Below are 25,806 nucleotides of genomic sequence, written 5' to 3'. Positions count from 1 at the left end.
GGTCGGCGGAATGGGCGAAGTATAGTCCGAGGTGACGCTGCGCCTAATCCAGGACTAGAATGGTCCTGTATTGATCGCGGCCGTTCTGGCCCCAGGAAGAGCGTTCGCCCAGGCCGCGCCCTTCCGGATATCCGAGGACGTCGACGTCCTGCAAAGAGCGGCCATGCGGCCGCGCTCTCCAACAAGCACAGAGTCTTTCATGATCTCGCTCTCCGCCACCGCACAGGAACACTTCCGCAAACTGATCGAGCAGCAGGCGCTCCCGGGACTCGGCATCCGCTTGCGTGCGATCGAGGCCGGCACGCCGCGCGGCGATTGCCAGCTCGAATTCTCCGAGCCGTCCGATCGCGACGGCAGCGAGTGGGAAGTGGAATGCGAGGGCTATTCGTTGTTCGTCGACGCCGAGAGCGTTCCGTTCCTCGACGGTGCGACGATCGACTACGACAAGTCGACCACCGGCGGCCAGCTGACGATCCGCGCGCCCGCATTGCGCGGCGCGGTGCCGAGCGAGGACGCCAGCGTGGTCGAGCGCGTGCGCTACGTGATCGAGTCGGAGATCAATCCGCAGCTCGCCTCGCACGGCGGCCGCGTGTCGCTGCGAGAAGTGACGGCGGATGGCGTGGTGGTGCTGCAGTTCGGCGGCGGCTGCCACGGCTGCGGCATGGTCGACGCGACCTTGCGCGGCGGCGTCGAACGCACCTTGAAGCAGCGCATCCCCGAGGTCACCGGCGTCGCCGACGCGACCGATCACGCCAGCGGCACGAATCCGTACATGCGGCGCGAAGCGGCGGCGAGAGGCTAGGGCGCAGCCGCGAGCCGGTGACGAATGCGCTGAAACGAAAAAGGCCCGCATGTCTGCGAGCCTTTCCGAATCCCGAATCCCGGCTTTTAACCTACTCGCCCTGCACGTGCCCGTGCAGATCGCCGAGCTTGCCGCCCGGCAGGCTGGCGAAGTACGCCGCGAGGTTCTCGATGTCCTGATCGGACAGCGGCGCGACGAAGCCGGCCATGATCGGGTTCTTGCGCTCGCCCTTCTTGTACTCGTGCAGGGCGCGCGCGAGATAGTCGCGGTACTGGCCGGCGAGACGCGGATACTGCGGATCGGTACCGGCATTGCCGTCGGCGCCGTGGCAGGCCTGGCACGCGACCGCCTTGGCCTTGCCGGCTTCGAGGTCCGGCTCGGCGGCGAAAGCGGCGGTCGAGAAGACGAACGTCGTGATCAGCAGCGGTGCGAAGAAGCGCTTCATGTGGAGAACTGTCCCGTTGCGGCCCGAACTCAGGGCGTGATGCTGGAGAGGTAGGTGGCGATGTCGCGGATGTCCTGCTCGGACAGGCTCTCGGCCTGCGCGCGCATGGTCGGATGCGTGCGCTCGCCCTTCCTGTACTCGGTCAGCGCGTTCACCAGATAGTCGTAGTTCTGGCCGGTGATCTTCGGCACGTGATAGTTCGGGTAGGCGTTCTTCCAGCCGGTGATGCCGTGGCAGCCGGAGCAGGTGTAGACCTTGATCTTGCCGGCGTCGGCGTCGCCTTTCTCGACAGCGGCGGCGCAGGGGAGCGAAAGGGTCAGCAAGGCAAAAGCCAGCAGGGAAGCTCGGATCATGTCGGTACCGGTATGGATCGCGCGGATGTAAACCTCGCGAGTATAGCGTGTCGTTCAGGATTTCGAACCGCTGCGGTTCGATCGAACCTCGCCGAGTGTGTCGCGCATCGCGACCGAGCGACAAATTGCCGCAACCTTTTGGGCGTTCCAGGCATCCAGTGTGGTGTGCGTGCTCGTGACTACCGGCTCACGCGATCGTGCGGGAAAACGCTCAAGCTGAGCATGCAACCTGGAGGCTGCGGATCGTGTCTCGGGAGATCGGCGATCCGGTGAACGTCACGCCTTGAACCACTCGGCTTCCCGCATTCCTTGCGGCAGTTGCACATAGATAGTGATGTAGTTTAGTATAACACCATATCAATTCCCCTCAGGACTCCGTCCGATGCTCACGACTCGCAACCCACGCTCCCTTGAACGGGCGGCTCGCCGTGCCCGCTGGTCCGCGCTCGCCGCGGCCATCGCGATTTCCGTCGCCGCCTGCGGCGGAGCGGGTCCGGGCAAGGACGCCAATGCGAACGCGCAGACCGCGATTCCGGTCGAAGTCGCTGCGGCCAATCACCAGTCCGTCACCGCGAACTACTCGGGTACGGCGACCTTGGAAGCCGTCGGCGACGCCCAGGTGGTCGCGAAGACCACCGGCATCGTGCTGAAGATCCTGGTCGAGGAAGGCCAGCGCGTCGAAAAGGGCCAGCTGCTGGCGCAGCTCGACGACGACCAAGCGCGCAACAAGTTCGCGCAGTCCGATGCGACGTTGAAGAAAGCGCAGGCCGCCTACGACAAGGCCGAGAAGGGATTGGCGCTGAAGATCACGCCGCGCGCGGACTACGATCGCGACAAGTACGACCTGGAAACGCAGAAGGCCGTCGTCGCCGGCGCGCAGCTCGACCTTTCCTACACGCGCATCGTCGCGCCGATCGCAGGCGTGATCGCGAAGCGCTCGATCAAGGTCGGCAACCTGGTGCAGACCAACCAGAACCTGTTCCAGATCGTCGACCTCGATCCGCTCGAAGCGGTGCTGAACGTGCCCGAGCGCGACCTGGACACGCTCAAGCCGGGCCAATCGGTGCAGATCCGGGTCGACGCGCTCGGCGGCAAGAGTTTCGCCGGCTCCATCGCGCGCATCGCGCCGGTGGTGGACGCGGCGAGCGGCACGTTCCGCGCGACCTGCCAGTTCCGCGACCAGAGCGGCGCGCTCAAGCCCGGCATGTTCGGCCGCATCGAGGTCGCCTACGACCAGCGCCACGACGCGCTCGTCGTGCCGCGCACGGCGCTGGTCGAGGAGGACGGCGAAAGCTCGGTCTTCATCATCGAGCCCGCGCCGCCGAAGGCGAAGACCGACAAGCCGGACGCGACGAAGGGCAAGCCCGGCGAAGCCGTCGCGGCCGAGAAGGCCCTGCCGCCGACGCCGGCCTTCGTCGCCAAGCGCCGCATCGTCAAGACCGGCTACGTCGAGGGCGATCGCGTCGAGATCCGCGACGGCCTGAAGGACGGCGAGCGCGTCATCACCATCGGCCGCAACGCGGTGCGCGACGGCACCGAGGTGCAGGTGCTCGAAGAGACCAACAAGCCGACCGCCGTCGCTTCCAACGCCGTGCCCGGAAAAGCCGTATGAATCTGCCCGAGCTGGCCACGCGCCGGCGCGTCACCATCGGCATGCTGACGCTGACGATGGTGCTGTTCGGCCTGATCGGACTGGTTGGCCTGAAGGTCAACCTCTTGCCGGACCTGTCGTACCCGACGTTGACCGTGCGCACCGAGTACGAGGGCGCCGCGCCGCTGGAGATCGAGAACCTGATCAGCCAGCCGGTCGAGGAGGCCGTCGGCGTGGTCAAGAACGTGCGCAAGGTGCATTCGGTCTCGCGCACGGGTCAGTCCGACGTGGTGCTCGAGTTCGCCTGGGGCACCGACATGGACATGGCCAGCCTCGAGGTGCGCGACAAGCTCGACACCCTGCAGCTGCCGCTGGAAGCGAAGAAGCCGCTGCTGCTGCGCTTCAATCCGTCGACCGATCCGATCATCCGCCTCGGCCTGACCGTGCAGGGCGAAGCGACCGAGGCGCAGCTCAAGCAGTTGCGCCGATTCGCCGACGACGACCTCAAGAAGCGCATCGAGCCGGTGGTCGGCGTCGCCGCGGTCAAGGTCGGCGGCGGCCTCGAGGACGAGATCGACGTGTCGATCGACCAGCAGAAGCTGGCGCGGCTCGGCATCGACATCAACGACGTCATCACCCGGCTGAAGAACGAGAACGTCAACGCCTCCGGCGGCCGCATCGAGGAGGCCAGCCAGCGCTTCCTCGTGCGCACGATCAACCAGTTCAAGACGCTCGACGAGATGCGCGAGCTGCTGATCAAGATCGACGGCAACGTGCCGATCCGCCTGAAGGACATCGCCGAGGTGCGCCAGGGCTACAAGGAGCGCGAAGGCATCGTGCGCATCGACGGCCGCGAGGCGATCGAGCTGGCGATCTACAAGGAAGGCGACGCCAACACGGTCAGCGTGGCCACCGCGGTCAAGGCGCAGCTGGCCAAGCTGCAGGACACGCTGCCGAGTGGCACCACGCTGACCACGATCGAGGACCAGTCGATCTTCATCGAGCACGCGCTGAGCGAAGTCAAGTTCGACGCGCTGCTCGGCGGCGTGCTGGCGATCCTGATCATCTTCTTCTTCCTCGGCGATTCGTGGAGCACGTTCATCATTTCGCTGTCGCTGCCGGTCTCGCTGATCGCGACGTTCTTCTTCATGGGACAGCTGCACCTGTCGCTCAACGTGATGTCGCTGGGCGGACTGGCGCTGGCCACCGGCATGGTGGTCGACGACTCGATCGTCGTGTTGGAGAACATCGCGCGCCTGCGCGAGAAGGGCGTGCCGATCCTCGAAGCTGCCGTGCGCGGCACGGCCGAAGTCGGCATGGCGGTGACGGCGTCCACGCTGACCACGGTCGCGGTGTTCTTCCCGCTGGTGTTCGTGCAGGGCATCGCCGGCCAGCTGTTCCGCGACCAGGCACTGACGATCACCTTCGCGATGCTGGTGTCGCTGCTGGTGTCGATGACGCTGATCCCGATGCTGGCCTCGCTGAAGGGCCGCTCGCCGCTGGCCTATCGCGAGGAGCCGACGAAAGCGCCGCGGCCACTGCCGGACAACCGCGTCCTGCGCGCGCTCGCGCTCGGCGCGCGCGCGCTCGGCGAATTCTTCGGTCACACCGTGCCGCGACTGTTCGCGTTGCTGATCGCGATCGTCGCGCGCTTTTGCGGGCTGGTGTTCGGGCGCGTGCTGCGCTTCATCGGCCGCTTCGTGATCTGGCCGTACGACCGCGCCGCAGCGTTCTATCACCGCTCGCTGCCGAAGGCGCTCGAGCATCCCTGGCGCGTGCTCGGCCTCTCCGCCGCCGCGCTGGCCGCGACGCTGACGCTGGTGCCGACGCTCGGTCTCGATCTGATTCCGCAGCTCGCGCAGGGTCGCTTCGACATGACCGTGACCTTGCCGCCCGGCACGCCGCTGGCCGAGACCGACAAGCTGGTCGCGCAGATTTCCGAGCGCCACGCCAAGGATCCCGGCGTCGCCTCGATCTACGGCGTCGCCGGCGCCGGCACGCGTCTCGACGCCAATCCGACCGAATCGGGCGAGAACATCGCACGCCTGTCGATCGCGCTGAAGGACGGCGGCAGCAAGGCGATCGAAGCGGCCGAGATCGAGCGCCTGCGCGCCGGCATGACGCGCGCGGACGCCAGCATGAAGTTCGCGCGACCGCAGCTGTTCAGCTTCTCGGCGCCGCTGGAAATCGAAATTCGCGGTTACGACCTCGACGCGCTGGCGAAGGGCGGCCAGCGACTGGCCGAGTTGATGAAGGCCTCGCCGCGCTTCACCGACGTCAAGTCGACCGTCGAGGGCGGTTATCCGGAAATCCAGGTGCGCTTCGACCAGGATCGCGCCGCGGCGCTCGGCCTGACCACGCGCGACATCGCCGACCGGCTCGTGCGCAAGGTCAAGGGCGAGGTCGCCACGCGTTACGAATTCCGCGACCGCAAGATCGACGTGCTGGTGCGCGCGCGCGCCTCCGATCGCGGCAGCGTCGACGACATCCGCAATCTCGTCATCGGCTACGTGCCGGCCGCGGGCGCCGCGTCGAACGGCAGCAGCGGCACGGCGAGCTCCGCTTCCTCGTCCTCGTCGACGGCAGCGTCGGGTTCCAGCGCCAAGGCCAGCGAAAACGCGCAGTCGAACAACGACACGCCGATCCGCCTGTCCGCGGTCGCCGACGTGATCGCCAGCGAAGGACCGAGCGAGATCCACCGCGTCAGCCAGGAACGCGTCGCGATCGTGTCGTCGAACCTGCGCTACGGCGACCTTTCCAGCGCGGTCGCCGAAGTGCAGCAGATCGTCGCGACGCATCCGCTCGCGGCCGGCGTCAAGACGCGCATCGGCGGACAGAGCGAGGAGCTGGATTCCTCGGTGCAGTCGCTGGTGTTCGCGCTGGGTCTGGCGATCTTCCTGGTCTACCTGGTGATGGCTTCGCAGTTCGAATCGCTGCTGCACCCGTTCGTCATCATGTTCTCGATTCCGCTGGCCGCGGTCGGCGCGATCCTCGCGCTCAAGCTCAGCGGCTCGGCGATCTCGGTGGTGGTCTTCATCGGCCTGATCATGCTGGTCGGCATCGTCGTGAAGAACGCGATCGTGCTGATCGACCGCGTGAACCAGCTGCGCGAGGCCGGCGTGCCCAAGCGCGAAGCGCTGGCGCAGGGTGCGGAGTCGCGCCTGCGCCCGATCGTGATGACGACGCTGTGCACGCTGATCGGCTTCATGCCGCTGGCGATCGGCGTCGGCGAAGGCGCCGAGGTGCGTGCGCCGATGGCGCTGACCGTGATCGGCGGCCTGGCCGTGTCGACCTTGCTCACGCTGGTGGTGATTCCGGTCGTCTACGACCTGCTCGACCGCCGCGGCGACCAATGGTACGTCGCCAGAGGCGAGCGCCACCGGGCCAAGATCGCCGAGGCGGCGGAGCCCGATGCGGCCGGAGAACCCGCATGACGCTCGCCGAGCTCAGCCTGAAGCGTCCCGTCACCGCGATCATGTTCTTCGTGTCGATGGTCGCGGTCGGCCTGATCGCCGCGTTCCGGCTGCCGCTCGAACAGTTCCCGAGCATCGACGTGCCGTTCCTGTTCATCGAGATCCCGTATCCGGGCTCGACGCCGACCGAGATCGAACGCACGCTCGCGCGCCCGGTCGAGGAGGCGCTGGCGACGCTGCCGGGGATCAAGCGCATGCGCTCGACCTCCGACGCCGAATCGGCGCAGATCTTCATGGAGTTCAAGTGGGGCGAGAACGTCGCGATCAAGGCGGTGCAGGCGCGCGAGAAGATCGACGCGATCCGCGCCGACCTGCCGTCGGACCTGCAGCGCTATCACGTGCTGAAGTTCTCCACCACCGACGACCCGATGCTGCAGCTGCGCATCGCCAACGACGGCGGCGACCTCGCCAACGCCTACGAGTTGATCGAGCGCGAGATCAAGCGCCCGCTGGAACGCATCGCCGGCGTCGCGCGCGTCGACATCTCGGGCATCGGCAAGCCCGAGGTGCAGATCGAGCTGTCGTCGGACCGGCTCAGCGCGCACAACCTCAACCTCAACGACCTGTACCAGAAGCTCGAGAAGGCGAACTTCGCCGTCTCGGCGGGGCAGATCAACGCCGCCGGCACGCGTTTCCGCGTGCAGCCGCAAGGGCAGTGGACCAGCCTCGACGACATTCGCGCGATTCCGCTCGACGCGAAGGGGCTCAAGCTCGGCGACATCGCGACGGTCGGCCTGCGCCCGGCGCGGATCGAGTTCGCGCGCCGGCTCGACGGCAAGCCGGCGGTCGGCGTCGACATCTTCCGCGAACGCAACGCGAACCTGGTCGACACCGGGCGCCAGGTGATGGCCGAGGTCGAGCGCATCCAGTCCTCCAAGGAGCTCAGCGGTTTGCAGGTCTACGCGATGGAGAACCAGGCCGACAGCGTGACCAGTTCCCTGCGCGAACTCGGCAAGGCCGGCCTCGAAGGCACCTTGCTGTCGGTGCTGGTGCTGTTCTTCTTCCTGCGCGACTGGCCGTCGACGCTGATGGTCTCGCTGGCGATCCCGATCTGCATGGTGATGACGCTCGGCTGCATGTACTTCCTCGGCATCAGCCTCAACGTGCTGTCGATGATGGGCCTGCTGCTCGCGGTCGGCATGTTGGTCGACAACGCGGTGGTGGTGGTCGAGAGCATCTATCAATATCGCGAGAAACATCCCGACCGGCCGTGGTACTCGGCGGTGCAGGGCACCCAGGTGGTCGGCATCGCGATCGCGGCCGGCACGCTGTCCAGCATCGTCGTGTTCCTGCCGAACATCTTCGGCGAGGCGAACGACATCTCGATCTTCCTGGCCCAGGTCGCGATCGCGATGTCGATCGCGCATCTGGCGTCGTGGCTGGTCGCGGTCAGCCTGGTGCCGATGCTGTCCTCGAAGTTGCCGCCGCCGAAGTTCCTCGGCCGCGAGAGCGCGATCTCGCGCCTGCGCGAGCGCTACGGCCGCGTCGTCGAGTGGACCTTGCACCATCGGCGCTGGACCGTCGCCGGCGTGCTCGCGCTGGTCGTCGCCAGCTTCGTGCCGATCACGCAGACCAAGTCGAACATGTTCGACGACGGCGAGACGCGCCAGCTGCGCCTGTGGTACCAGCTCAATGCGAACTACCGCCTGCAGGACCTGAAGCCGGCGGTGCTGCAGGTCGAGAAATTCCTCGACCAGAACCGCGAGCGCTTCGAGATCAAGTCGGTCTACACCTGGTACAGCGAACAGGGCCAGGCGCAGACGCGCGTGCTGCTGACCGACGCTGCCGGCGGCACCGTGCAGAATCTGATCGATCGCATGCTCGGCCGCGAGGTGAAGAAGCAGCGCCCCGTCTCCGAGATCAAGGAGGACATCCGCAAGGGCCTGCCGCAGCTCGCGGTCGGCAAGATCGGCTTCGACTTCCAGGGCGGCACCAGCGGTGGCGTCGACATCTCGCTGGTCGGCGATTCGATGGACCAGCTCAAGGAACTCAGCGAAAGCGTGCTGCCGGTGCTGTCGCACCTGTCGAGCCTGCGCGACGTGCGTACCGAGAAGGGCAACGGCGACCGCGAGGTCGCCGCCCAGGTCGACCGCGTGCGCGCCAAGCAGTACGGTTTCGACGCGCAGACCGTGTCGAACTACATCCAGATCGCGCTGCGCGGCATGCCGCTGAAGGATTTCCACGCCGGCGATCGGCAGCTGCCGACCTGGCTGCGCTTCCAAGGGTCCGACACGCAGAGCCTGTCCGGCCTGTCCGACTTCAAGCTGCGCGCCCCGGACGACACGCAGATCCCACTTCTCTCGATGCTGCGCACCGACACGCGCGAGACGCCGTCGGCGATCCAGCGCGTCGATCGCATGACCGCGCTGAAGATCAACGCCAATCTGGCCGACGGCAAGACCATGCCGGAAGCGCGCGAGGAGATCACCAAGGCGATGAACTCGCTGGCGCTGCCGCCGGGCTATCGCTGGAGCTTCGGCGAGGGCTTCGACCGCGACGAGAACGCCGGCAAGCAGATGCTGATCAACACGCTGATCGCGCTGATCCTCGTCTACGTCGTCATGTGCGCGATGTTCGAATCGCTGATCTTCCCGGCGGCGATCCTGATGACCTTCGTGTTCTCGATCTTCGGCGTGTACTGGCTGTTCTGGCTGACCGGCACCACGTTCTCGATCATGGCCGCGATCGGCGTGCTGATCCTGATGGGCGTGGTCGTCAACAACGGCATCGTGATGATCGTGCACATCAACCAGCTGCGCCACGAAGGGCATCTGCGCACCGAAGCCCTGGTGCTCGGCGCGAAGGAGCGCTTGCGTCCGGTGCTGATGACGATGGCGACCGCCATTCTCGGCATGCTGCCGCTGACCTTCGCCGGCGCGCAGGCGTGGAGCAACGGTCCGCCGTACTACCCGATGGCGCGCGCGATCGCCGGCGGGCTGACCTTCTCGACCATCGTCACCCTGCTCGCGCTGCCGTGCATCTACTCGCTGCTCGACGACTCGCGCCTGTGGGTCCGCGGCGTGATCGCCGATGCGCGCGCCGGACGGGTGCGGCGCGCGCGGCCGCAACTCGCCTGAGCGAAAGACGGAGCGCGTCGTACGGACGCGCTCCGGCAGATCAGGGCAAGGTGTCGATAGCGCCGGCGAGGGCGCGCTCGAGGCGCTGGTCGAGCGCCGCGTCGGCCGCTTCGAGTTCGCTCCAGCGTGTCAGCAGCGCGGCCAGTTCCTGCGCCGGCTGCGTCGCCGCGCCGCCGCGCATGCGCGCAGACAGGCGCTCCACCTGCAGGACGCGGCGGCGTTCGCGGTCGTCGCCCGGCGATTCCATGCCGGCGAACATCTCCAGTTCGATCAGCACGTCGCGCGCGGCGCCGTCGTCGGCGGACGTCGGTGCCGATCCGGCGTCGGCGCGTGCGAAGCGCGTATCCAGCGCAGCGCCGGCGATCTCGCTCGATCTCGCCGCTTCCCATCGTTCGCGCAGCGAGCCGGCCACGGCGCCTGCCTGCTCGGCCTCGCGGCAGAGCCGGTAGCGTGCCAGCCAATGCGCGAAGCGGGCGTGGCGCGCATCGCGTTCGCGGCGCACGGCGGCCTCGCGCAATTGCGCGCGCGCGGCTTCGAAGCGCTTGCCCAGCCCCTCGTCGACGCGACCGAGCGCGTTCCACGAGGCGTCGATCCGCGCGACGGCGGCACGATCCGCATTCGCCGCGTCCGCCGCCAGCGCTTCGAGCTCGGCGCACACGGTCTCGGCCTGGCCGCGCACCTCGGCGTCGCGCGCCGAGCGCTCGGCGCGCTCGGAGTCGAGGCGGCCGAAGACCGCGTCGATCGCGGCGCGGAAGGATTTCCATTGCGCCTGGTCGCGATCGCGGCGGCCGTGGCCGATCGCTTGCCAGCGCTGCTGCAACTCGCGTGCGGCGGCGACCGCGCCGCGCTGCAAGGTCGGCTGGGTCAGCGCTTCGGCGCGCCCGATCAGTGCCTGCTTGGCGGCGGCGATGTCATCGTCGTGCGCGGCGATGCGCGCGTCGAGCATGGCGAGCGCGCTCCGCAGGCGCTCCGCCAAGGCCTTGCGCTCGCGCGGCTCGACGCGGTCGAGATCGCGCAGCGCGGCCACGACGTCGCGGCGCGCGGCGACCGCCGCCGTCGCCTCGGCCCCTTCACCGCCGCTCGCGGCAGCGCGTTCGAGCAGTTCGCCGATGCGCTGCGCCTGCGATTCGCGCAGTTCCTGGCGTTTCTTGAAATACGCCCGCGCGGGGGCCAGCGCGCCGCGACAGGCGGCATGGAAGCGTCGCGCGAGCCCGCCGTGGCGAGCGGCTTCGGGACCTTCCAGCGCGTCGAGGCGGTTCCATTCGTTCTGCGCGTCGCGCACGCGCGCGGCGACCGCGTCCGGATGCAGGCCGGCAATGGCCAGCGCTTCGATCTCCTCGCACAGCTGCTGGCGACGCTGGCTGTCGGCCCAGTGCTGCCAGCGGCTGAGTTCGGCGTAGCGCTGTTCGGCGTCGGCGAGGCGCGTCGCCAGCGCGCGCGGCAGCGGCGCCTCGGCCTGGCGGCGCAAGGCGTCGATCTCGACCTTCGCCGCATGCGCCTGCGCGCTCTTGCCGGCGCCGAGCGCGGCGGTGAGCGGCGCCAGCATCGTTTCGATGCGCGCGAACAGCGCCTGCTGGCGTTCGCGCTGCTGCTGCCGCTCGGCGTTCGCGCTGTCGAGCGAGGCGGTGAAGCGCGCCTGCGCGATCAAGGCGTTGACCGCGGCCGAATCGGGCGCGGGCTCCGCCGGCGCCTCGACGTCGACATCGGGAGTCGCCTCGGCGTCGGCGAGCACGGTGTCGTCGACCGCTGCCGGCGGCGCGGGCGCGGGTGCGACGCGTTCGCTGCGGCTGGCGACGAGCAGGTTGCGTGCGGTGTCGTAACGCTGACGCAGAGCGGTGCTCGTACGCGCCTCGATTTCACCCCAGCTCGCGGCGATTTCGGCTTCGGCAGCCGCCGTCTGCGGCTCGCGCACGAGCTGTTCGAGTCGTTCGCACAGCGCACGCGCGCGCTGTTCCAGCGTCGCGTCGTCGCCGCGCCCGATGCGCAGCGCTTCGACGCGCTCGCGCGCCAGGCGGTTGATCTGCTTGTCGGTCTTGCGCGCGCGTTCGGCCAGGCGCAGCAGCTGTGCCTCGTCGTCGATGCGCGCGAGCGCGGCGGCGCGCACACCGGCATCGGCGTCTTCGAGCGCGCGCTCGAACAGCAGGGCGGGGCGCTGACTGCGTTCGAGCGCGGCCAGCCGCAGTTCGGCGTCGCGCGAGCGTCGCGCCAGATGCTCGATCAGCTCGGCGTCGTCCTGTGCCTTCAGCAGACGCAGCCGATCGGCCAGCTCGGGCGCGGCCGCGTGCGTGCCGGCCATCAGATCGAACCACAGCGCGCGCGCCTGCCGGCGCACGTCGGCGTCGGCGTCGTCGCGGGCGAGGCCCTGCACGAGGCCGGGATCGGCCAGGCGCTGCATCGCGGCGATGCGCACGCCCGGATCGGCGTCTTCGCGGGCGAGGCGGCCGAGGTCGGCGACCAGCTCGGGTTCGCCGTCGCGCGCCACGGCGGCGCGGCGGACCGCTGCGTCCTTGGATTGCCAGCGCGGTTTGCTGAGGAATGCGGGTAGTTTCATGAGAAGTTGAAAAGTGAAGCCCGATGGCCGCTTTTGACTTTCGCGATCGGCGTCGATCGCGCGCTAGGTATTCAGAACAGGTTCTTGATGATGCGGAAACCGGCGACGTAACTGCCGATCATCGTGCCGAGCGTGACGAACAGGAAGTTCAGCAGCGTGCGCGCGATGCGGTTCTTCCACCAGCCGCTCCAATGCGCGACGTCGTCGCGCAGGCTGTCGAAGTCGGCCACGCGCGGCTTGCGCAGCCAGGCCTCGACGCCGGCGCTGAACGCCGATGCCGGAATGCCGGGCCGGAACGGTTTCAGCGGCGCCGCGATGAAGGCGGTGAGCACGCTGAGGGGATGCGCGGCGGCGACGATCGCGCCGAGCGCGGCGAAGCCGCCGCTGAACACGATCCAGGTCTGCAGGGCGTCGATGCCGGTGCGCGCGCCGCGCGTGAAGGCGAAGCCGATCGCGCCGGCGATGGCCACGAAGACGGCCGCGGCCAGCCACTTCGGCCAGCGCGACGGCGTCGGCAGGCGCGAGAGTTTCTCGATCAGCGGTTGTGGAATTTCGTTCTGCGCGGTCAGCTCCCGCTCGATGCCAGCGAGATGGCCGGCGCCGATCACCACCAGCACGCGCCTGGCGGTGCTTTCCGAGGCGTGCTGGCGCAGGCGCGCGGTCATGTAGCGGTCGCGTTCGCCGATCAGCGCGTCGTACAGCGGCGGCGACTCGCGCGCGAACTCGTTGAACATGCTGCCGAGCAGGTCGCCCTGCTTGAGCTTCTCGATTTCGTCCTCGCTGACTTCCTCGCGCGTCAGCAGGCCGGCGCCCAGGCCGCCGACGATCGACAGGCGATCGAGCAGGCCGACACTGTGGTAAGCGCGTTTCAGGGTCGTGCCGATCTCGCGGTCGATCAGCCAGATCGGCAGGCCGCGCGCGTCGGCGCCGTCGATCGCCGCCTTCATCTCGGCGCCGGGTTCGATGCCGAACTGCTCGGCGAGGCGGCGCTGGAACGCCGACAGCGCGAGATTCGCGGCGATCAGCCCGGCCTTGCCCTGGCGGATCACCTGGAACAGGTCGAGCTTGCGGAACGCCTCCGGATCGCGGATCGACTGGTAGCGCGGCTCGCACAGCTCGACGGCGACCGCGTCGAACGGCTCGCGCTCGAGCAGGGCGTGCACGGCGTCGACGCTGGCGCGCGACACGTGCGCGGTGCCGAGCAGGACGTATTCGAGCTCGCCGCGGCGGACGCGGGCGATCGGTTGTTCGGCCAGCGCGTCGGGCGTGGACGCGGGTTCGGAAGCCGGCGCGGCGCCGGCGGCAACGGAAGTGTTCAATCGCGGAACCGTTTGGTCAGGTCGGCGTAGGCGTCGATGCGGCGGTCGCGCAGGAACGGCCAGATGCGGCGCACGTTCTCGCTGCGGGTGAGGTCGATGTCGACGAGCAACAGTTCGCGGCGGTCGGTCGAGGCCTGCGCGAGGAACTCGCCCTGCGGCCCGGCGACGAAGCTGGAGCCCCAGAACTGCAGGCCGCGGCCGCCGTCGGGCGCGGCCTCGAAGCCGATCCGGTTGCAGGCGAGCAGGGGCAGGCCGTTGGCGACCGCGTGGCCGCGCTGCACGGTGATCCAGGCGTCGCGCTGGCGGTCCTTTTCTTCCTGTGCGTCGGCCGGATCCCAGCCGATCGCGGTCGGATAGAGCAGCACGTCCGCGCCGGCCAGCGCCATCAGGCGCGCGCCTTCCGGGTACCACTGGTCCCAGCAGACCAGCAGCCCGAGCTTGCCGACCGAGGTGCGGATCGGCTCGAAGCCGAGGTCGCCGGGCGTGAAGTAGAACTTCTCGTAGAACGCCGGATCGTCCGGGATGTGCATCTTGCGGTAGGTGCCGGCGATCGCGCGCGAGCGGTCGAACACGACCGCGGTGTTGTGGTACAGCCCGGCCGCGCGGCGCTCGAACAGCGAGGCGACCAGGACCAGCTTCAGCTCCTCGGCGAGCGCGCCGAGGCGCTCGGTGCTCGGTCCCGGGATCGCCTCGGCACGGTCGAATTCCTCGACGCTCTCGTGCTGGCAGAAATACGGTCCGTTGTGCAGTTCCTGCAGCAGCACCAGCTCGGCGCCGGCGGCCGCGGCTTCGCGCAGGCCGGCTTCGATCGCGTCGAGATTGGCGTCGCGGCCGCCGCGGTCGGACTCCTGCAGCAGGGCGGCCTTGAGGATTCTCTGAGTCATTTCTTTTCACGGTATCGCGGGAACTCGCGATGGTAGCGCGGATCAGTGTCAGCGGTCGCCGCGGCCGCCTTGCCGGCCGGCGACGACAGGTGTAGGAAGGAGCCATTCAGGTGGACGACTTAAGCGGATGAGCGCGCTGCACGTCCTGATCGTCGCGGGACCGGCGGAGGCGAGGCGGATCGGGGAGCCGCTCGGCGAGACCGGGCTCGCGCTCGAACTGGAGCACCACGAGGACGCCGCCTCGGCGACGGTGCGGCTGCGCGCCGCCGTCTGTGACGCGATCCTGCTCGCCCCGCCGTCCGTGGACGCGGGCCTCGCCGCGGTGCGCCTCCTGCACGCGGCCTCGCCGGACAGCGCGATCGTGGTGATCGCGCCGCGCGACGACGAGGAATTCCGCGCCGCCGTGCTGGAAAACGGCGGCACGGACTGCATCGCGCATGACGAGGTCGAAGCGCGCATCCTGCGCCGCGTGCTGCGCAACGCCGTTTCGCGCAAGGCGCTGGAATGCACGACGTGCCGCCACGAGGCGCAGCTGCGCACGCTGTTCGACCTCAATCCGCATCCGATGTGGGTGTACGACGCGCGGACGCTGCGCTTTCTCGCGGTGAACCAGGTCGCGGTGCGCTCCTACGGCTACAGCGAGGACGAGTTCCTGTCGATGACGATCGCCGACATCCGCTCGCCCGCCGAGGTCGCGCGCCTGCGGGAACACCTCGCCGCCGGCCTGCAGCCGCGGCAGCCCGACGGGTTGTGGCGCCATCGCTACCGCAACGGCGAGGAGATCGAGGTCGAGGTCAGCGCCCAGGCGGTGCCTCTGTGGGGGCCGCACGCGCGCCTGGTGCAGGCGCGCAACGTCACCGCGGAGCGCCGCGCGATCCGCGCGATCGAGACCAGCGAGCGGCGTTTTCGCGATCTTTTCGAACACAGCGCCGGCTACATCTGCATCCACGATCTCGCCGGCGTGCTCCTGGCGATCAATCCGGCCGCCGCGGCCTCGCTCGGCTACACCGCCGTCGAGCTGCTCGGACGCTCCCTGAGCGATCTGATCGGCGCGAAGCTGCGCGCCGAATGCGAGGCCTACCTGCAGCGCATCGCCCACCACGGAGAAGACGAAGGTCTGCTGCGCGTGCGCGCCGGCGACGGCGGCGAGCGGCTCTGGCAGTACCGCAACCGCGTGTTCGTCGACGTCGACGGAATCGCGCGCGTGATGGGTCATGCGCAGGACATCACCGCCCTGCGCGCGGCCGAGCGCGGCCGCGAACTCAGCGAACGGCGCCTGCGCACGATCGCGGACGCGCTGCCGCTGATGATCGCCTACGTCGACGCCGGGCAGCGCATCGTATTCGCCAACACCGCGTACCGGCGCCTGCGCCAGCGCGACGGCGACATCGTCGGCGTGCACCTGCGCGACGTGCTCGGCGAGCGGCGCTACCGACTCCGCCTGCCGTACCTCGAACGCGCGCTGCGCGGCGAACGGGTGGTGTTCGAATACGAGGAAGGCGAGGGCGACGCGGCGCGCAGCGTCGAGGCGACGCTGATTCCGCAGCTCGGCAGCACCGCCGAGGTGGTCGGCGTGCACGCGATGCTGCAGGACGTGACCGCGAAGAAGCGCGAGGAAAGGCGCCTGCTGCACCTCGCGCGGTTGGACGCGCTGACCGGCCTGCTCAACCGCAACGGCTTCCAGGAGCGGCTGGACAACGCCATCGTGCGCGCGCACGACCAGGGTTCGATGCTGGCGCTGCTGTATCTGGACGTCGATCGTTTCAAGCGCGTCAACGACACGCACGGCCACGCCGTCGGCGACGCCCTGCTGCGCGCGTTCGCGATGCGCCTGTCCGAAAAAATGCGCGCGTCGGACGTCGTCGCGCGGCTCGGCGGCGACGAGTTCACCGTGTTGATCGAGGCGATGTCGGGCGCGCGTCACGCCGAACGCATCGCCGGCAAGCTGGTGGCGGCGATGCGGCGGCCGTTCGAGCTGCACGGCGAGGCGCTGACGGTATCGGTCGGCGTCAGCATCGGCCTTTGCCTCTGCCGCGGCGGCGCCCTGTCGGCGAAGGAGATGCTGGTGCGCGCCGACACCATGCTCTACGCGGCGAAGCAGTCCGGCCGCGGCACGTTCCGCATGACCGCGGTACCGGCGAGCGCGGCGACCGAGAAGGCCGTGCTCGACAGTTTCGAACGAAGACTCGGCTGAGGCTAGGTGGCCAGCACGCCGGCGGGGAGCTGCATCGTGAGGCAGTGCACGCTGCCGTTCTGCCAGATCAGCGCCCGCGCGTCGACCGCGACGACTTCGCGTCCCGGGTGCGCGGCGGCGACGACGCGCGCGGCCTCGGCGTCGGCCGGATCGCCGTACGCCGGCATGATCACGCCGCCGTTGACGATCAGGTAGTTCGCATACGACGACGCGAGGCGGCGGCCGTCGTCGAGGATCGCGCGCGCCCAGGGCAGCGGATGCAGCCGGTACGGCCGGCCGTCGACGGTGCGCAGCGCGGCGATTTCCTCGCGCATGCGCGCGAGTTCGGCGTGATGCGGGTCGGCCGGGTCGTCGCAGGTCTGGAACACGATCGCCTCGTCCGGCGCGAAGCGCGCCAGCGTGTCGATGTGCGCGTCGGTGTCGTCGCCCTCGAGGTAGCCGTAGTCGAGCCACAGCACCCGATCCGCGCCGAGCGAGTCGCACAGGAGCGCGTCCATCTCCTCGCGCGTCGCCAGCGGGTGGCGTTGGTGCAGGCAGCGCCAGGTCGTCAGCAGCGTGCCGGCGCCGTCGGATTCGATCGCACCGCCTTCGAGCGCCCAGTCGACGCGGCGATGCTCGGCGGCGCCGAACAGGCCGTTGCCGATCAGGGTTTCGATCAGGCGATCGTCGCGACCGCCTTCGAACTTGCCGCCCCATCCGGTGAAGCGGAAATCGACCAGGCGGAAGCGCGCGCCGTCGGCGAGGGTCAGCGGCCCGGAATCGCGCAGCCAGGTGTCGTCGTAGGCAGCTGCGACGTAGCGCACGCGCGAGGCGTCGACGCCGGCGGACGCGAGCAGGCGCGCGGCACGTTCGCGCACCGCGTCGTCGGCGACGCAGACCAGCAGCGGCTCGAAGCGCGCGATCGCGGCGGCGAGGCCGACGTAGGCGGTCTCGATGCGCTCCAGGCGCGGGCCCCAGTCCGTGTCGGCGTGCGGCCAGGCGATCAGCACCGCATCCTGCGGCGACCATTCCGCAGGCAGGCGAAAACCCATAGTCATCAGGATGGAGTCGTCGGATCAGGATTTCGGCGCGGCGGCGACGACCGAGTCGCGCACGCTGTGGATCACGCGGTTGCGTTCGAAGTAGACCGTATAGCCCTGGTAGCGCCAGCGGTTGATCGGCGGATGGCGCGGCGCGTCGCCGCCGGCCGTCGGCAGCTTTTCCAGCGGCGCGCCGTAGCGGCGCTCGACCTGGGCCATGCTGAGACCGCGGCCCGGCATGCCGGCGGCGGCGCTGGAGGCCTTCGCGTCGAGCTTGAGGGTATCGGCCTGGACCGGCGAGGCCAGCAGTGAGGCCGTGCCGAGCACCGACATCGCGAGGAGGGCGGACTTCAGGAACATGGCGCAATCCCCTGTTCTAGTTATGAAAAAGAAATGAGAAGGGCGTAGATCGCCGTCTTTGTAGCAGAAGCCCGCGGTCGGTTCCATGACAGCGCCGACAATGGCAGGTCGAAGTCGGGCGCTGCGGCCGAGGAAGGTCGCGAGAGGCGTTCTTCAAAGAATCCGCGGGCGGCTGCTCGCTTCCGTTCGCGCGATGGCGACGCGGCAGCGCATCGGACAAAACGAGAAAGGGCCGCATGGCGGCCCTTTCGCGGAATCCTGTCGGCAGCGCTGGTTCAGCGCTGGCGCGCCTTGAAGCGCGGATTGCTCTTGCAGATCACGAACACCTTGCCGCGACGGCGCACGACTTTGCAGTCGCGATGGCGCTTCTTAGCGGACTTCAGAGAAGACAATACTTTCATGGACGCCTCGCGGGGTATTTCTGGACACGGAAAACGCGGAATTATAAGGAATTCTCCGGATCATGCAAACCCCCGCGGCAACCGACGCGGAGAGGCCGTTGCGCACGCGGCCGGCCGGCCGATCGCGCACGCCTTGATTCTGCGCCGAATATCCATAGCGTAGCGGGATGCCCAAGGTGCTTACCATCGAAGACGACGCGGTCACCGCGCGCGAGATCGTCGCCGAGCTGCAGAGCCGCGGCAACCAGGTGGACTGGGTCGACAACGGTCGCGAGGGTCTGGCGCGCGCGGTCGGCGGCGGCTACGACGCGATCACGCTCGACCGCATGCTGCCCGAACTCGACGGCCTCGCCCTGGTGACCTCGTTGCGCAGGGCAGGCGTGCAGACGCCGGTGCTGATGATCAGCGCGCTCAGCGACGTCGACGAGCGCGTGCGCGGCCTGCGCGCCGGCGGCGACGACTACCTGACCAAGCCGTTCGCGCCGGACGAGATGGCCGCGCGCGTCGAAGTGCTGCTGCGCCGGCAGCAGGCGGCCGCGCGCGCGACCCTGCTGCGCGTCGGCGATCTCGTGCTCGACCTGATCGAACGGAGCGCGCGGCGCGGCGACAAGGGGCTGGAGCTGCTGCCGATCGAATTCCGCCTGCTCGAGTTCCTGGTGCGCAACTCCGGCCAGGTGCTGACGCGCACGATGATCTTCGAGGCGGTCTGGGGCTACCACTTCGATCCGGGCACGAACGTCATCGACGTGCACATCGGCCGCCTGCGCAAGAAGGTCGATCCGCCGGCGCTTTCGCCGCTGATCGTCACCGTGCGCGGTTCGGGATACATGCTCGTCGAAGCGCCGCCTTGTTGAGACTCAGCGACCACTGGCGCTCCGCCACCGCCCGCCTGATCTTCATCTATGGCGCATTCTTCGTCGTCTGGAGCAGCCTGCTGATCGGCCTGGTGTACTGGGAGACCTCCCGCTATCTGGCGCACGTGGTCGACGAGATCGTCGAGCAGCGCGCGCACTACCTGACCTCGATCGAACGCGAACGCCTGCCGCAGGCGCTGGAGGCGACCGGCGCGCTCGATCTGCGCGGCGTGATGTCGCTCGGGCTGTTCGCCGCGGACGGCACCTACCTGGAAGGCAACATCGAGAAGATTCCGCGCGATCTGCCGGCCGACGGCCGCATCCGCGAGCTGCCGCTGGGACTGCAGCGCGCCGGGCGCGATCCGCAGCGCGCGCGCGGCCTGGCGACGCGGCTGCCGAACGGCGAGCTGCTGGTCATCGCACGCGACACCAGCGTGATCGACCAGGTCGGCGCGATCCTGCGCCACGCGCTGTTCTGGGGACTGACGCTGACGGTGATTCCGGGGCTGATCGGCGGCCTGCTGCTGAGCCGCCGCCCGCTGCGTCGTGTGCGCGAGATCGAAGCCGCGGTGGCGCCGATCGCGCGCGGCGATCTGGGGCGCCGGCTGCCGGTGTCCGGTCGCGGCGACGAAGTCGATCTGCTCGCCGGCATCGTCAACCGCATGCTCGGCGAGATCGAGCGCCTGATCGGCGAGGTCAAGGGCGTCTGCGACAGCATCGCGCACGACCTGCGCACGCCGCTGACGCGCCTGCGCACGCAGCTGCATCGCCTGCAGCAGAAGGGCGACCAGTGCGCGGACCGCGGGCCGCTGCTCGAGCGCTGCGTCGCCGACGTCGATGCGCTGCTCGACCGCTTCCGCGCCTTGCTGCGCATCTCCGAACTGGAAGACCTGCGCCGCCGCGCCGGTTTCGACAGCGTCGACCTCGGCGAAACGCTGCGCCAGGTGCACGAGCTCTACGCGCCGTTGGCGGAGGACCAGGGCATCGCCTTCCGCCTGGAAACGCCGGCGAAGGCGTCGGTGCACGCCGATCCGAATCTCCTGTTCGAGGCGTTCAGCAACCTCGTCGCGAACGCGATCAAGTTCACCCCCGGCGGCGGCAAGGTCTGCCTGCGTGCGAGCCTGGAAGCGCGCGGCGCGCGCGTCGACATCCTCGACAGCGGCCCGGGCATTCCGAGCGGCGAGCGCGACATCGTGCTGCAGCGTTTCTATCGCAGCGAGCGCGATCGGGAGCTGCCGGAGCAGGGTTACGGTCTGGGTCTCAGCATCGTCTCGGCGATCGTGCGGCTGCACGGTTTCCAGCTGCAGATCGGCGACAACGAGGGCGGCGGCGCGCGCATCAGCGTGTGCTGCTGGAGACAGGCGCTGCCGTCGTAGGCGGCGTCGCGAAGGGACGCCGGCCGCGCGGCGGCCGGAACAGGAGGGAGCTATGCGTTGGAAAGGCGGAATGATGTGGGTGCTGTGCAGCGTGCTGGCCGCGTGTTCCGCGGCGGTGCCGACGGTGCAGCGCGCGAATCGGCCGATGCAGGCCGGCTCGATCGTCGGTCCGGCCTCGCCGCTGTGGGACACCCCGGCCAGCCTGGTCAGCGGCGACTCGCCGGTCTATCCGATCAACGAATTCCTGACCGGCGGGGAAGGGCATGCCGAGGTCGAGTTCGTGGTGACGCGCGAAGGCGCCACGCGCGACATCCAGGTGATCTCGGCGCGGCGGCCGGCGTTCGGCCGGCATCTCGCCGCGGCGGTGCGCGGCTGGCGCTTCGAGCCGGCCAGGATGGACGGACTGGCGGTGCCGTCGACGCTGCGCATCGAATTCGATTTCTCGATCGAGCGGGGCTACGACAAGCCGCTGTCGCCACGCGAGAAGGAGTACCGGCGCGAGCGCGAAAGCCAGCGCTGAGTGCCGCGGCGCAGCAGCCGTCTCGATGCGCCCGCGGGATCTCGCAGATCGTCCGCAAAACGATCGTCGGCGCTGTGCGCCGGCGCCGGAGATGAAGTTTTCTTAATTCGGCGGGGGCTTGGCGATTTCGCGGGCGAGACCTACCTTGATGCGCTGCATCAGCCCCCACCTCCTCTGGTACACGCATGATCGGAATCGTCCGCATCGCGCTGTCGCGCCCGTACACGTTCGTCGTGATGGCCCTGCTGATCCTGATCATCGGGCCGCTCGCTGCGCTGCGCACGCCGACGGACATCTTTCCGAACATCAACATCCCGGTGATCGGCGTGGCCTGGCAGTACACCGGCCTGCCGCCGGACCAGATGGCCGGGCGCATCACCACGCCGTTCGAGCGCGTGCTGACCACCGCCGTCAACGACATCGAGCACATCGAGGCGAACTCCTATACCGGCTTCGGCATCGTCAAGATCTTCTTCCACCCCGGCGTCAACATCGCCACCGCCAACGCGCAGGTCACCGCGGCGGCGCAGACGATGCTGCGGCAGATGCCGGCCGGCACGACGCCGCCGTTCATCCTCAACTACAGCGCCTCGACCGTGCCGATCCTGCAGCTCGCGCTGTCCGGCAAGGGCCTGACCGAGCAGAACCTCGCGGACCTGGCGATGAACCAGCTGCGCACGCGCCTGGTCACCGTGCAGGGCTCGGCGGTCCCGTATCCGTTCGGCGGCAAGTCGCGCCAGATCCAGATCGACCTCAATACCGACGCGCTGCAGGCGCGCGGCCTGACCGGCCAGGACGTCGCCAACGCGCTGGCGGCGCAGAACGTGCTGACCCCGATCGGCACGCAGAAGATCGGCAGCTTCGAGTACGCGCTCAATCTCAACAACGCGCCGTCCGACCTGAAGGACATCGCCAACCTGCCGATCAAGGCGGTCAACGGCGCGATGGTCTACGTGCGCGACGTCGCCAACGTGCGCGACGGCAACTCCGTGCAGACCAACATCGTGCACGTCGACGGCGGCCGCTCGGTGCTGATGAACGTGCTCAAGAGCGGCGCCACTTCGACGCTGGCGATCGTCAGCGGCATCAAGGACATGATCGAGCAGGTCAAGCCGTCGATGCCGGAGAACCTGGAGATCAAGGCGATCGGCGACCAGTCGATCTTCGTGCGCAACGCGATCGGCGGCGTGGCCAAGGAGGGCGTGATCGCGGCCGCGCTGACCAGCCTGATGATCCTGCTGTTCCTCGGCAGCTGGCGCTCGACGGTGATCATCGCGATCTCGATCCCGCTGTCGATCCTCGGCGCGATCATGATCCTGGCCGCGCTCGGCGAGACGCTCAACATCATGACGCTCGGCGGCCTCGCGCTCGCGGTCGGCATCCTGGTCGACGACGCCACGGTGACGATCGAGAACATCAACTGGCACCTGGAACACGGCAAGGACGTGCGCACCTCGATCCTCGACGGCGCGGCGCAGATCGTCACGCCCGCGTTCGTGTCGATGCTGTGCATCTGCATCGTGTTCGTGCCGATGTTCTTCCTCGAGGGCGTGGCGCGCTTCCTGTTCGTGCCGATGGCCGAGGCGGTGATGGCGGCGATGGTCTGTTCGTTCCTGCTCTCGCGCACGCTGGTGCCGACGATGGCGAACTACCTGCTGCGCCCGCACGCGCCGCACACCGACGAGCACGGCCTGGAAGGCGTCGCGCCGCGCTCGCGCAATCCGCTGGTGCGTTTCCAGCGCGGCTTCGAGGCGCGCTTCGAGCGCATGCGCCGCAGCTACCACGACCTGCTTGGCTTGGCGCTGGCGCATCGCAAGATGTTCGTCGGCGGCTTCCTTGCCGTGATCGCCGCCTCGTTCCTGCTGGTGCCGTTCCTCGGCCGCAACTTCTTCCCGTTCGTCGACGCCGGGCAGATCCTGATCCACGCGCGCGCGCCGGTCGGCACGCGCGTGGAGGAGACCGCCGCGCGCTTCGCCGACGTGGAGCAGGCGATCCGCGAGGTGATCCCGGCGCACGACCTGCGCGCGATGGTCGACAACGTCGGCACCTACATCTCCTCGATCAACACGATCTACAACAACACCGGCACGATCGGTCCGCAGGACGGCGACATCCAGATCGCGCTCGCCGAAGGCCACGCGCCGACCGCCGACTACATGCGCCGCCTGCGCGAGGAGCTGCCGCGCCGCTTCCCGGGCATGACGTTCTCGTTCCTGCCGGCCGACATCGTCAGCCAGATCCTCAACTTCGGCGCGCCGGCGCCGATCGACCTGCAAATCCGCGGCAACAACCTGGCCGAGAACTTCGCCTACGCCAACAAGCTACTGGAGCAGATCCGGCGCATTCCCGGCATCGCCGACGCGCGCATCCAACAGTCCGGCGGCGCGCCCGCGTTCAAGGTCAACATCGACCGCTCGCGCGCGCAGTACGCCGGCGTGACGACGCGCGACGTGACCAACAGCCTGGTGGTCAACCTGGCCGGTTCCAGCCAGGTCGCGCCGACCTTCTGGCTCAACCCGGCCACCAACGTGACCTATCCGATCGTGATGCAGACGCCGCAGTACCAGCTCGATTCGCTGGAGGCGCTGCGCAACGTCTCGATCAACGCGCCGGGCGGCGGCACCACCGTGCTCGGCGGCATCGCCGACCTCGAACGCACCCAGGTCAACGGTGTGTTCAGCGAATACGACATCCGTCCGATGGTGCAGATCTTCGCCACCACGCAGGATCGCGACCTCGGCGCGGTCTCCGCCGACGTGCAGCGCGTGATCGACGCCAACGCGAAGGACGTGCCGAAGGGCGCCAACGTGGTGCTGCTCGGCCAGGTCAAGACGATGAACAGCGCGTTCTCGGGCCTCCTGTTCGGACTGCTCGGCGCGATCGTGCTGATCTACTTCCTGATCGTGGTCAACTTCCAGTCGTGGAGCGACCCGTTCGTCATCATCACGGCGCTGCCGGCGGCGCTCGCCGGCATCGTCTGGATGCTGTTCGCAACCCACACCACCTTGTCGGTTCCGGCCCTGACCGGCGCGATCATGTGCATGGGCGTGGCGACCGCGAACAGCGTGCTGGTGATCGCCTTCGCGCGCGAGAAGCTCGACGAGCTCGGCGACGCGACCGCCGCCGCGCTCGAAGCCGGCTTCGTGCGCCTGCGTCCGGTGCTGATGACCGCGCTGGCGATGGTCATCGGCATGGCGCCGATGGCGCTCGGCCTCGGCGAAGGCGGCGAGCAGAACGCGCCGCTCGGCCGCGCCGTCATCGGCGGCCTGATCTTCGCCACGATCGCCACCTTGTTCTTCGTTCCCGTCGTCTTCAGCATCATCCATCGGCGCCACGGCGAGAAATCCCGCCCGAATCCGGCGCCGCACGCTTCGCTCGGAGAGCCCCATGTCGCAGTCTGACGCCCCCCATTCCGTCTCGCGGCGCGGTTTGCGCCTGACCGGCCTCGTCGCGATCGTCATCGCCGGCGTGGTCGTCGCGCACGGGCTGATCGTGCGCGCCTCGGAGTCCACGCGGCTGCGCGAATGGACCGACGCGCAGGCGCTGGCGACGGTCGCCGTCAATCCGCCGTCGAACGCCGTCAACACCGCCGGCCTCGAACTGCCCGGCCGCGTCGAAGCCTGGCAGCGCGCGCCGATCTACGCGCGCGTGTCCGGCTACGTGAAGGACTGGAAGCACGACATCGGCGCCACCGTGAAGGCCGGCGAGGTGTTGGCGAACCTGGAGACGCCCGATCTCGACCAGCAGCTCGCGCAGGCGCGCGCCGACCTGATCAGCGCGAAGGCGGACGCGGCGCTCGCCGACACCACCGCCAAGCGCTGGCGCGCACTGGTCGCGACCGGCGCGGTGTCCAAGCAGGCCGCCGACGAGAAGTCCGGCGACGCCGAAGCCAAGCAGGCGCTGGTCAAGTCGGCGCAGGCGAACGTCGACCGCATGCTGGCGATGAAGGGCTTCGCGCGCATCGTCGCGCCGTTCGACGGCGTGGTGACGGCGCGCAACACCGACGTCGGCGCGCTGGTCAACGTCGGCAGCGCGAGCGGGCAGGAACTGTTCGTCGTGTCGGACACCAGGAAGCTGCGCGTCTACGTCAGCGTGCCGCAGAACGACGTGCCGCGCGTGCCGCCCGGCACCAAGGCGACGATCAGCGTGCCCGAACATCCGGGCACGACCTACGCCGGCACGGTGGAATCCTCGGCGCAGGCGGTCAACGCCGCCAGCGGCACCACGCTGATGCAGCTCAACGTCGACAACGTCGCCGGCGATCTGCTACCCGGCGGCTTCGCCAACGTGCGCCTCGATCTGAAGGGTGAGGCGGGCGCGCTCAGCGTTCCGGGCAGCGCGTTGATCATCAATGCGAAGGGCGTCAGCGTCGCCACCGTCGACGCGGACGACAAGGTCGTGGTCAAGCCGGTGACGATCGCGCGCGACCTCGGCAAGGTGGTCGAGATCGGTTCCGGCCTGGCGCCGACCGACCGCGTGATCGAGAACCCGCCGGACGGCGTCGTCACCGGCACGCAGGTGCGCATCGCCGAAGCGGCGAAGCCGGCGCAGACCGCCGCGACGAAGGGCGGCAACGGCAAAGGCTGA

The 25,806-nt window shown here is 68.9% G+C and carries 18 protein-coding genes; 10 read left to right on the top strand and 8 right to left on the bottom strand.

Features of this window, described 5'->3' with window-relative positions; all coding sequences use genetic code 11:
• Positions 1 to 199: 199 nt before the first annotated feature.
• Positions 200 to 802, top strand: coding sequence for an NfuA family Fe-S biogenesis protein (locus J7520_RS10730; protein WP_291187899.1), 603 nt, complete (start codon positions 200 to 202; stop codon positions 800 to 802).
• 91 nt (positions 803 to 893) lie between these two features.
• On the opposite strand, the gene J7520_RS10725 is transcribed toward J7520_RS10730, so the two are convergent.
• Positions 894 to 1,247, bottom strand: a complete 354-nt coding sequence (locus J7520_RS10725) for a cytochrome c (RefSeq protein WP_291187896.1) — start codon at positions 1,245 to 1,247, stop codon at positions 894 to 896.
• 29 nt (positions 1,248 to 1,276) lie between these two features.
• Complete coding sequence (locus tag J7520_RS10720) at positions 1,277 to 1,600, bottom strand: cytochrome c (RefSeq protein WP_291187893.1); 324 nt, start codon at positions 1,598 to 1,600, stop codon at positions 1,277 to 1,279.
• A 382-nt stretch (positions 1,601 to 1,982) separates the two neighbouring features.
• Between J7520_RS10720 and J7520_RS10715 the strand changes: the two genes are divergently transcribed.
• The 3 genes from J7520_RS10715 to J7520_RS10705 are packed head-to-tail and all read left to right on the top strand — an operon-like array spanning position 1,983 to position 9,741.
• Positions 1,983 to 3,212, top strand: a complete 1,230-nt coding sequence (locus J7520_RS10715; protein WP_291187890.1) for an efflux RND transporter periplasmic adaptor subunit — start codon at positions 1,983 to 1,985, stop codon at positions 3,210 to 3,212.
• Positions 3,209 to 6,625, top strand: a complete 3,417-nt coding sequence (locus tag J7520_RS10710) for an efflux RND transporter permease subunit (protein ID WP_291187887.1) — start codon at positions 3,209 to 3,211, stop codon at positions 6,623 to 6,625. Before J7520_RS10715 ends, J7520_RS10710 begins: the two co-directional genes overlap by 4 nt.
• Complete coding sequence (locus J7520_RS10705; protein WP_291187884.1) at positions 6,622 to 9,741, top strand: efflux RND transporter permease subunit; 3,120 nt, start codon at positions 6,622 to 6,624, stop codon at positions 9,739 to 9,741. The genes J7520_RS10710 and J7520_RS10705 overlap by 4 nt, the downstream gene beginning before the upstream one ends.
• Before the next feature lie 40 nt (positions 9,742 to 9,781).
• Here J7520_RS10705 and J7520_RS10700 read toward each other — a convergent pair whose 3' ends face one another.
• The 3 genes from J7520_RS10700 to J7520_RS10690 form a co-directional block, all read right to left on the bottom strand.
• Positions 9,782 to 12,292: a DUF349 domain-containing protein gene (locus J7520_RS10700; protein ID WP_291187881.1), complete on the bottom strand. Its 2,511-nt coding sequence runs from the start codon at positions 12,290 to 12,292 to the stop codon at positions 9,782 to 9,784.
• A 71-nt stretch (positions 12,293 to 12,363) separates the two neighbouring features.
• Entirely contained in the window at positions 12,364 to 13,611 is a 1,248-nt protein-coding gene (locus J7520_RS10695) for a TraB/GumN family protein (RefSeq protein WP_291187878.1), read from the bottom strand.
• On the bottom strand, positions 13,608 to 14,495 hold the full coding sequence (locus J7520_RS10690; RefSeq protein WP_291187875.1) for a carbon-nitrogen hydrolase: 888 nt from the start codon (positions 14,493 to 14,495) through the stop codon (positions 13,608 to 13,610). The genes J7520_RS10695 and J7520_RS10690 overlap by 4 nt, the downstream gene beginning before the upstream one ends.
• Before the next feature lie 127 nt (positions 14,496 to 14,622).
• Between J7520_RS10690 and J7520_RS10685 the strand changes: the two genes are divergently transcribed.
• Positions 14,623 to 16,689: a diguanylate cyclase gene (locus J7520_RS10685; RefSeq protein WP_291187872.1), complete on the top strand. Its 2,067-nt coding sequence runs from the start codon at positions 14,623 to 14,625 to the stop codon at positions 16,687 to 16,689.
• A 2-nt stretch (positions 16,690 to 16,691) separates the two neighbouring features.
• On the opposite strand, the gene J7520_RS10680 is transcribed toward J7520_RS10685, so the two are convergent.
• The 3 genes from J7520_RS10680 to ykgO form a co-directional block, all read right to left on the bottom strand.
• Positions 16,692 to 17,726 carry an agmatine deiminase family protein gene (locus tag J7520_RS10680; RefSeq protein WP_291187870.1) on the bottom strand — a complete coding sequence of 345 codons (1,035 nt, stop codon included), beginning with the start codon at positions 17,724 to 17,726 and terminating at the stop codon, positions 16,692 to 16,694.
• 18 nt (positions 17,727 to 17,744) lie between these two features.
• Positions 17,745 to 18,068 carry a hypothetical protein gene (locus J7520_RS10675; protein WP_291187867.1) on the bottom strand — a complete coding sequence of 108 codons (324 nt, stop codon included), beginning with the start codon at positions 18,066 to 18,068 and terminating at the stop codon, positions 17,745 to 17,747.
• A gap of 275 nt (positions 18,069 to 18,343) precedes the next feature.
• Complete coding sequence (gene ykgO, locus J7520_RS10670; RefSeq protein WP_291187865.1) at positions 18,344 to 18,469, bottom strand: type B 50S ribosomal protein L36; 126 nt, start codon at positions 18,467 to 18,469, stop codon at positions 18,344 to 18,346.
• A 167-nt stretch (positions 18,470 to 18,636) separates the two neighbouring features.
• Between ykgO and J7520_RS10665 the strand changes: the two genes are divergently transcribed.
• The 5 genes from J7520_RS10665 (at position 18,637) to J7520_RS10645 (ending at position 25,806) form a co-directional block, all read left to right on the top strand.
• Positions 18,637 to 19,323, top strand: a complete 687-nt coding sequence (locus J7520_RS10665; protein WP_291187863.1) for a response regulator transcription factor — start codon at positions 18,637 to 18,639, stop codon at positions 19,321 to 19,323.
• Complete coding sequence (locus tag J7520_RS10660; protein ID WP_291187861.1) at positions 19,317 to 20,699, top strand: HAMP domain-containing sensor histidine kinase; 1,383 nt, start codon at positions 19,317 to 19,319, stop codon at positions 20,697 to 20,699. Before J7520_RS10665 ends, J7520_RS10660 begins: the two co-directional genes overlap by 7 nt.
• 52 nt (positions 20,700 to 20,751) lie before the next feature.
• Positions 20,752 to 21,219 carry a TonB family protein gene (locus J7520_RS10655; protein ID WP_291187858.1) on the top strand — a complete coding sequence of 156 codons (468 nt, stop codon included), beginning with the start codon at positions 20,752 to 20,754 and terminating at the stop codon, positions 21,217 to 21,219.
• A gap of 185 nt (positions 21,220 to 21,404) precedes the next feature.
• Positions 21,405 to 24,620: an efflux RND transporter permease subunit gene (locus J7520_RS10650; protein WP_291187855.1), complete on the top strand. Its 3,216-nt coding sequence runs from the start codon at positions 21,405 to 21,407 to the stop codon at positions 24,618 to 24,620.
• Positions 24,607 to 25,806: an efflux RND transporter periplasmic adaptor subunit gene (locus tag J7520_RS10645; protein WP_291187852.1), complete on the top strand. Its 1,200-nt coding sequence runs from the start codon at positions 24,607 to 24,609 to the stop codon at positions 25,804 to 25,806. The genes J7520_RS10650 and J7520_RS10645 overlap by 14 nt, the downstream gene beginning before the upstream one ends.

The organism is Dokdonella sp. (assembly GCF_017744955.1).
Classification (GTDB): Bacteria; Pseudomonadota; Gammaproteobacteria; order Xanthomonadales; family Rhodanobacteraceae; genus Dokdonella_A.
The sequence above is the reverse complement of the archived record's forward strand: the minus strand, read 5'-3'. Positions and strand labels throughout refer to the sequence as shown.

What these genes read in the sequence shown, in the direction of transcription:
- J7520_RS10730 (WP_291187899.1), top strand. Translation starts at nt 200, where the DNA reads ATGATCTCGCTCTCCGCCACCGCACAGGAACACTTCCGCAAACTGATC.
- J7520_RS10725 (WP_291187896.1), bottom strand. Translation starts at nt 1,247, where the DNA reads ATGAAGCGCTTCTTCGCACCGCTGCTGATCACGACGTTCGTCTTCTCG.
- J7520_RS10720 (WP_291187893.1), bottom strand. Translation starts at nt 1,600, where the DNA reads ATGATCCGAGCTTCCCTGCTGGCTTTTGCCTTGCTGACCCTTTCGCTC.
- J7520_RS10715 (WP_291187890.1), top strand. Translation starts at nt 1,983, where the DNA reads ATGCTCACGACTCGCAACCCACGCTCCCTTGAACGGGCGGCTCGCCGT.
- J7520_RS10710 (WP_291187887.1), top strand. Translation starts at nt 3,209, where the DNA reads ATGAATCTGCCCGAGCTGGCCACGCGCCGGCGCGTCACCATCGGCATG.
- J7520_RS10705 (WP_291187884.1), top strand. Translation starts at nt 6,622, where the DNA reads ATGACGCTCGCCGAGCTCAGCCTGAAGCGTCCCGTCACCGCGATCATG.
- J7520_RS10700 (WP_291187881.1), bottom strand. Translation starts at nt 12,292, where the DNA reads ATGAAACTACCCGCATTCCTCAGCAAACCGCGCTGGCAATCCAAGGAC.
- J7520_RS10690 (WP_291187875.1), bottom strand. Translation starts at nt 14,495, where the DNA reads ATGACTCAGAGAATCCTCAAGGCCGCCCTGCTGCAGGAGTCCGACCGC.
- J7520_RS10685 (WP_291187872.1), top strand. Translation starts at nt 14,623, where the DNA reads ATGAGCGCGCTGCACGTCCTGATCGTCGCGGGACCGGCGGAGGCGAGG.
- J7520_RS10680 (WP_291187870.1), bottom strand. Translation starts at nt 17,726, where the DNA reads ATGACTATGGGTTTTCGCCTGCCTGCGGAATGGTCGCCGCAGGATGCG.
- J7520_RS10675 (WP_291187867.1), bottom strand. Translation starts at nt 18,068, where the DNA reads ATGTTCCTGAAGTCCGCCCTCCTCGCGATGTCGGTGCTCGGCACGGCC.
- ykgO (WP_291187865.1), bottom strand. Translation starts at nt 18,469, where the DNA reads ATGAAAGTATTGTCTTCTCTGAAGTCCGCTAAGAAGCGCCATCGCGAC.
- J7520_RS10665 (WP_291187863.1), top strand. Translation starts at nt 18,637, where the DNA reads ATGCCCAAGGTGCTTACCATCGAAGACGACGCGGTCACCGCGCGCGAG.
- J7520_RS10655 (WP_291187858.1), top strand. Translation starts at nt 20,752, where the DNA reads ATGCGTTGGAAAGGCGGAATGATGTGGGTGCTGTGCAGCGTGCTGGCC.
- J7520_RS10650 (WP_291187855.1), top strand. Translation starts at nt 21,405, where the DNA reads ATGATCGGAATCGTCCGCATCGCGCTGTCGCGCCCGTACACGTTCGTC.
- J7520_RS10645 (WP_291187852.1), top strand. Translation starts at nt 24,607, where the DNA reads ATGTCGCAGTCTGACGCCCCCCATTCCGTCTCGCGGCGCGGTTTGCGC.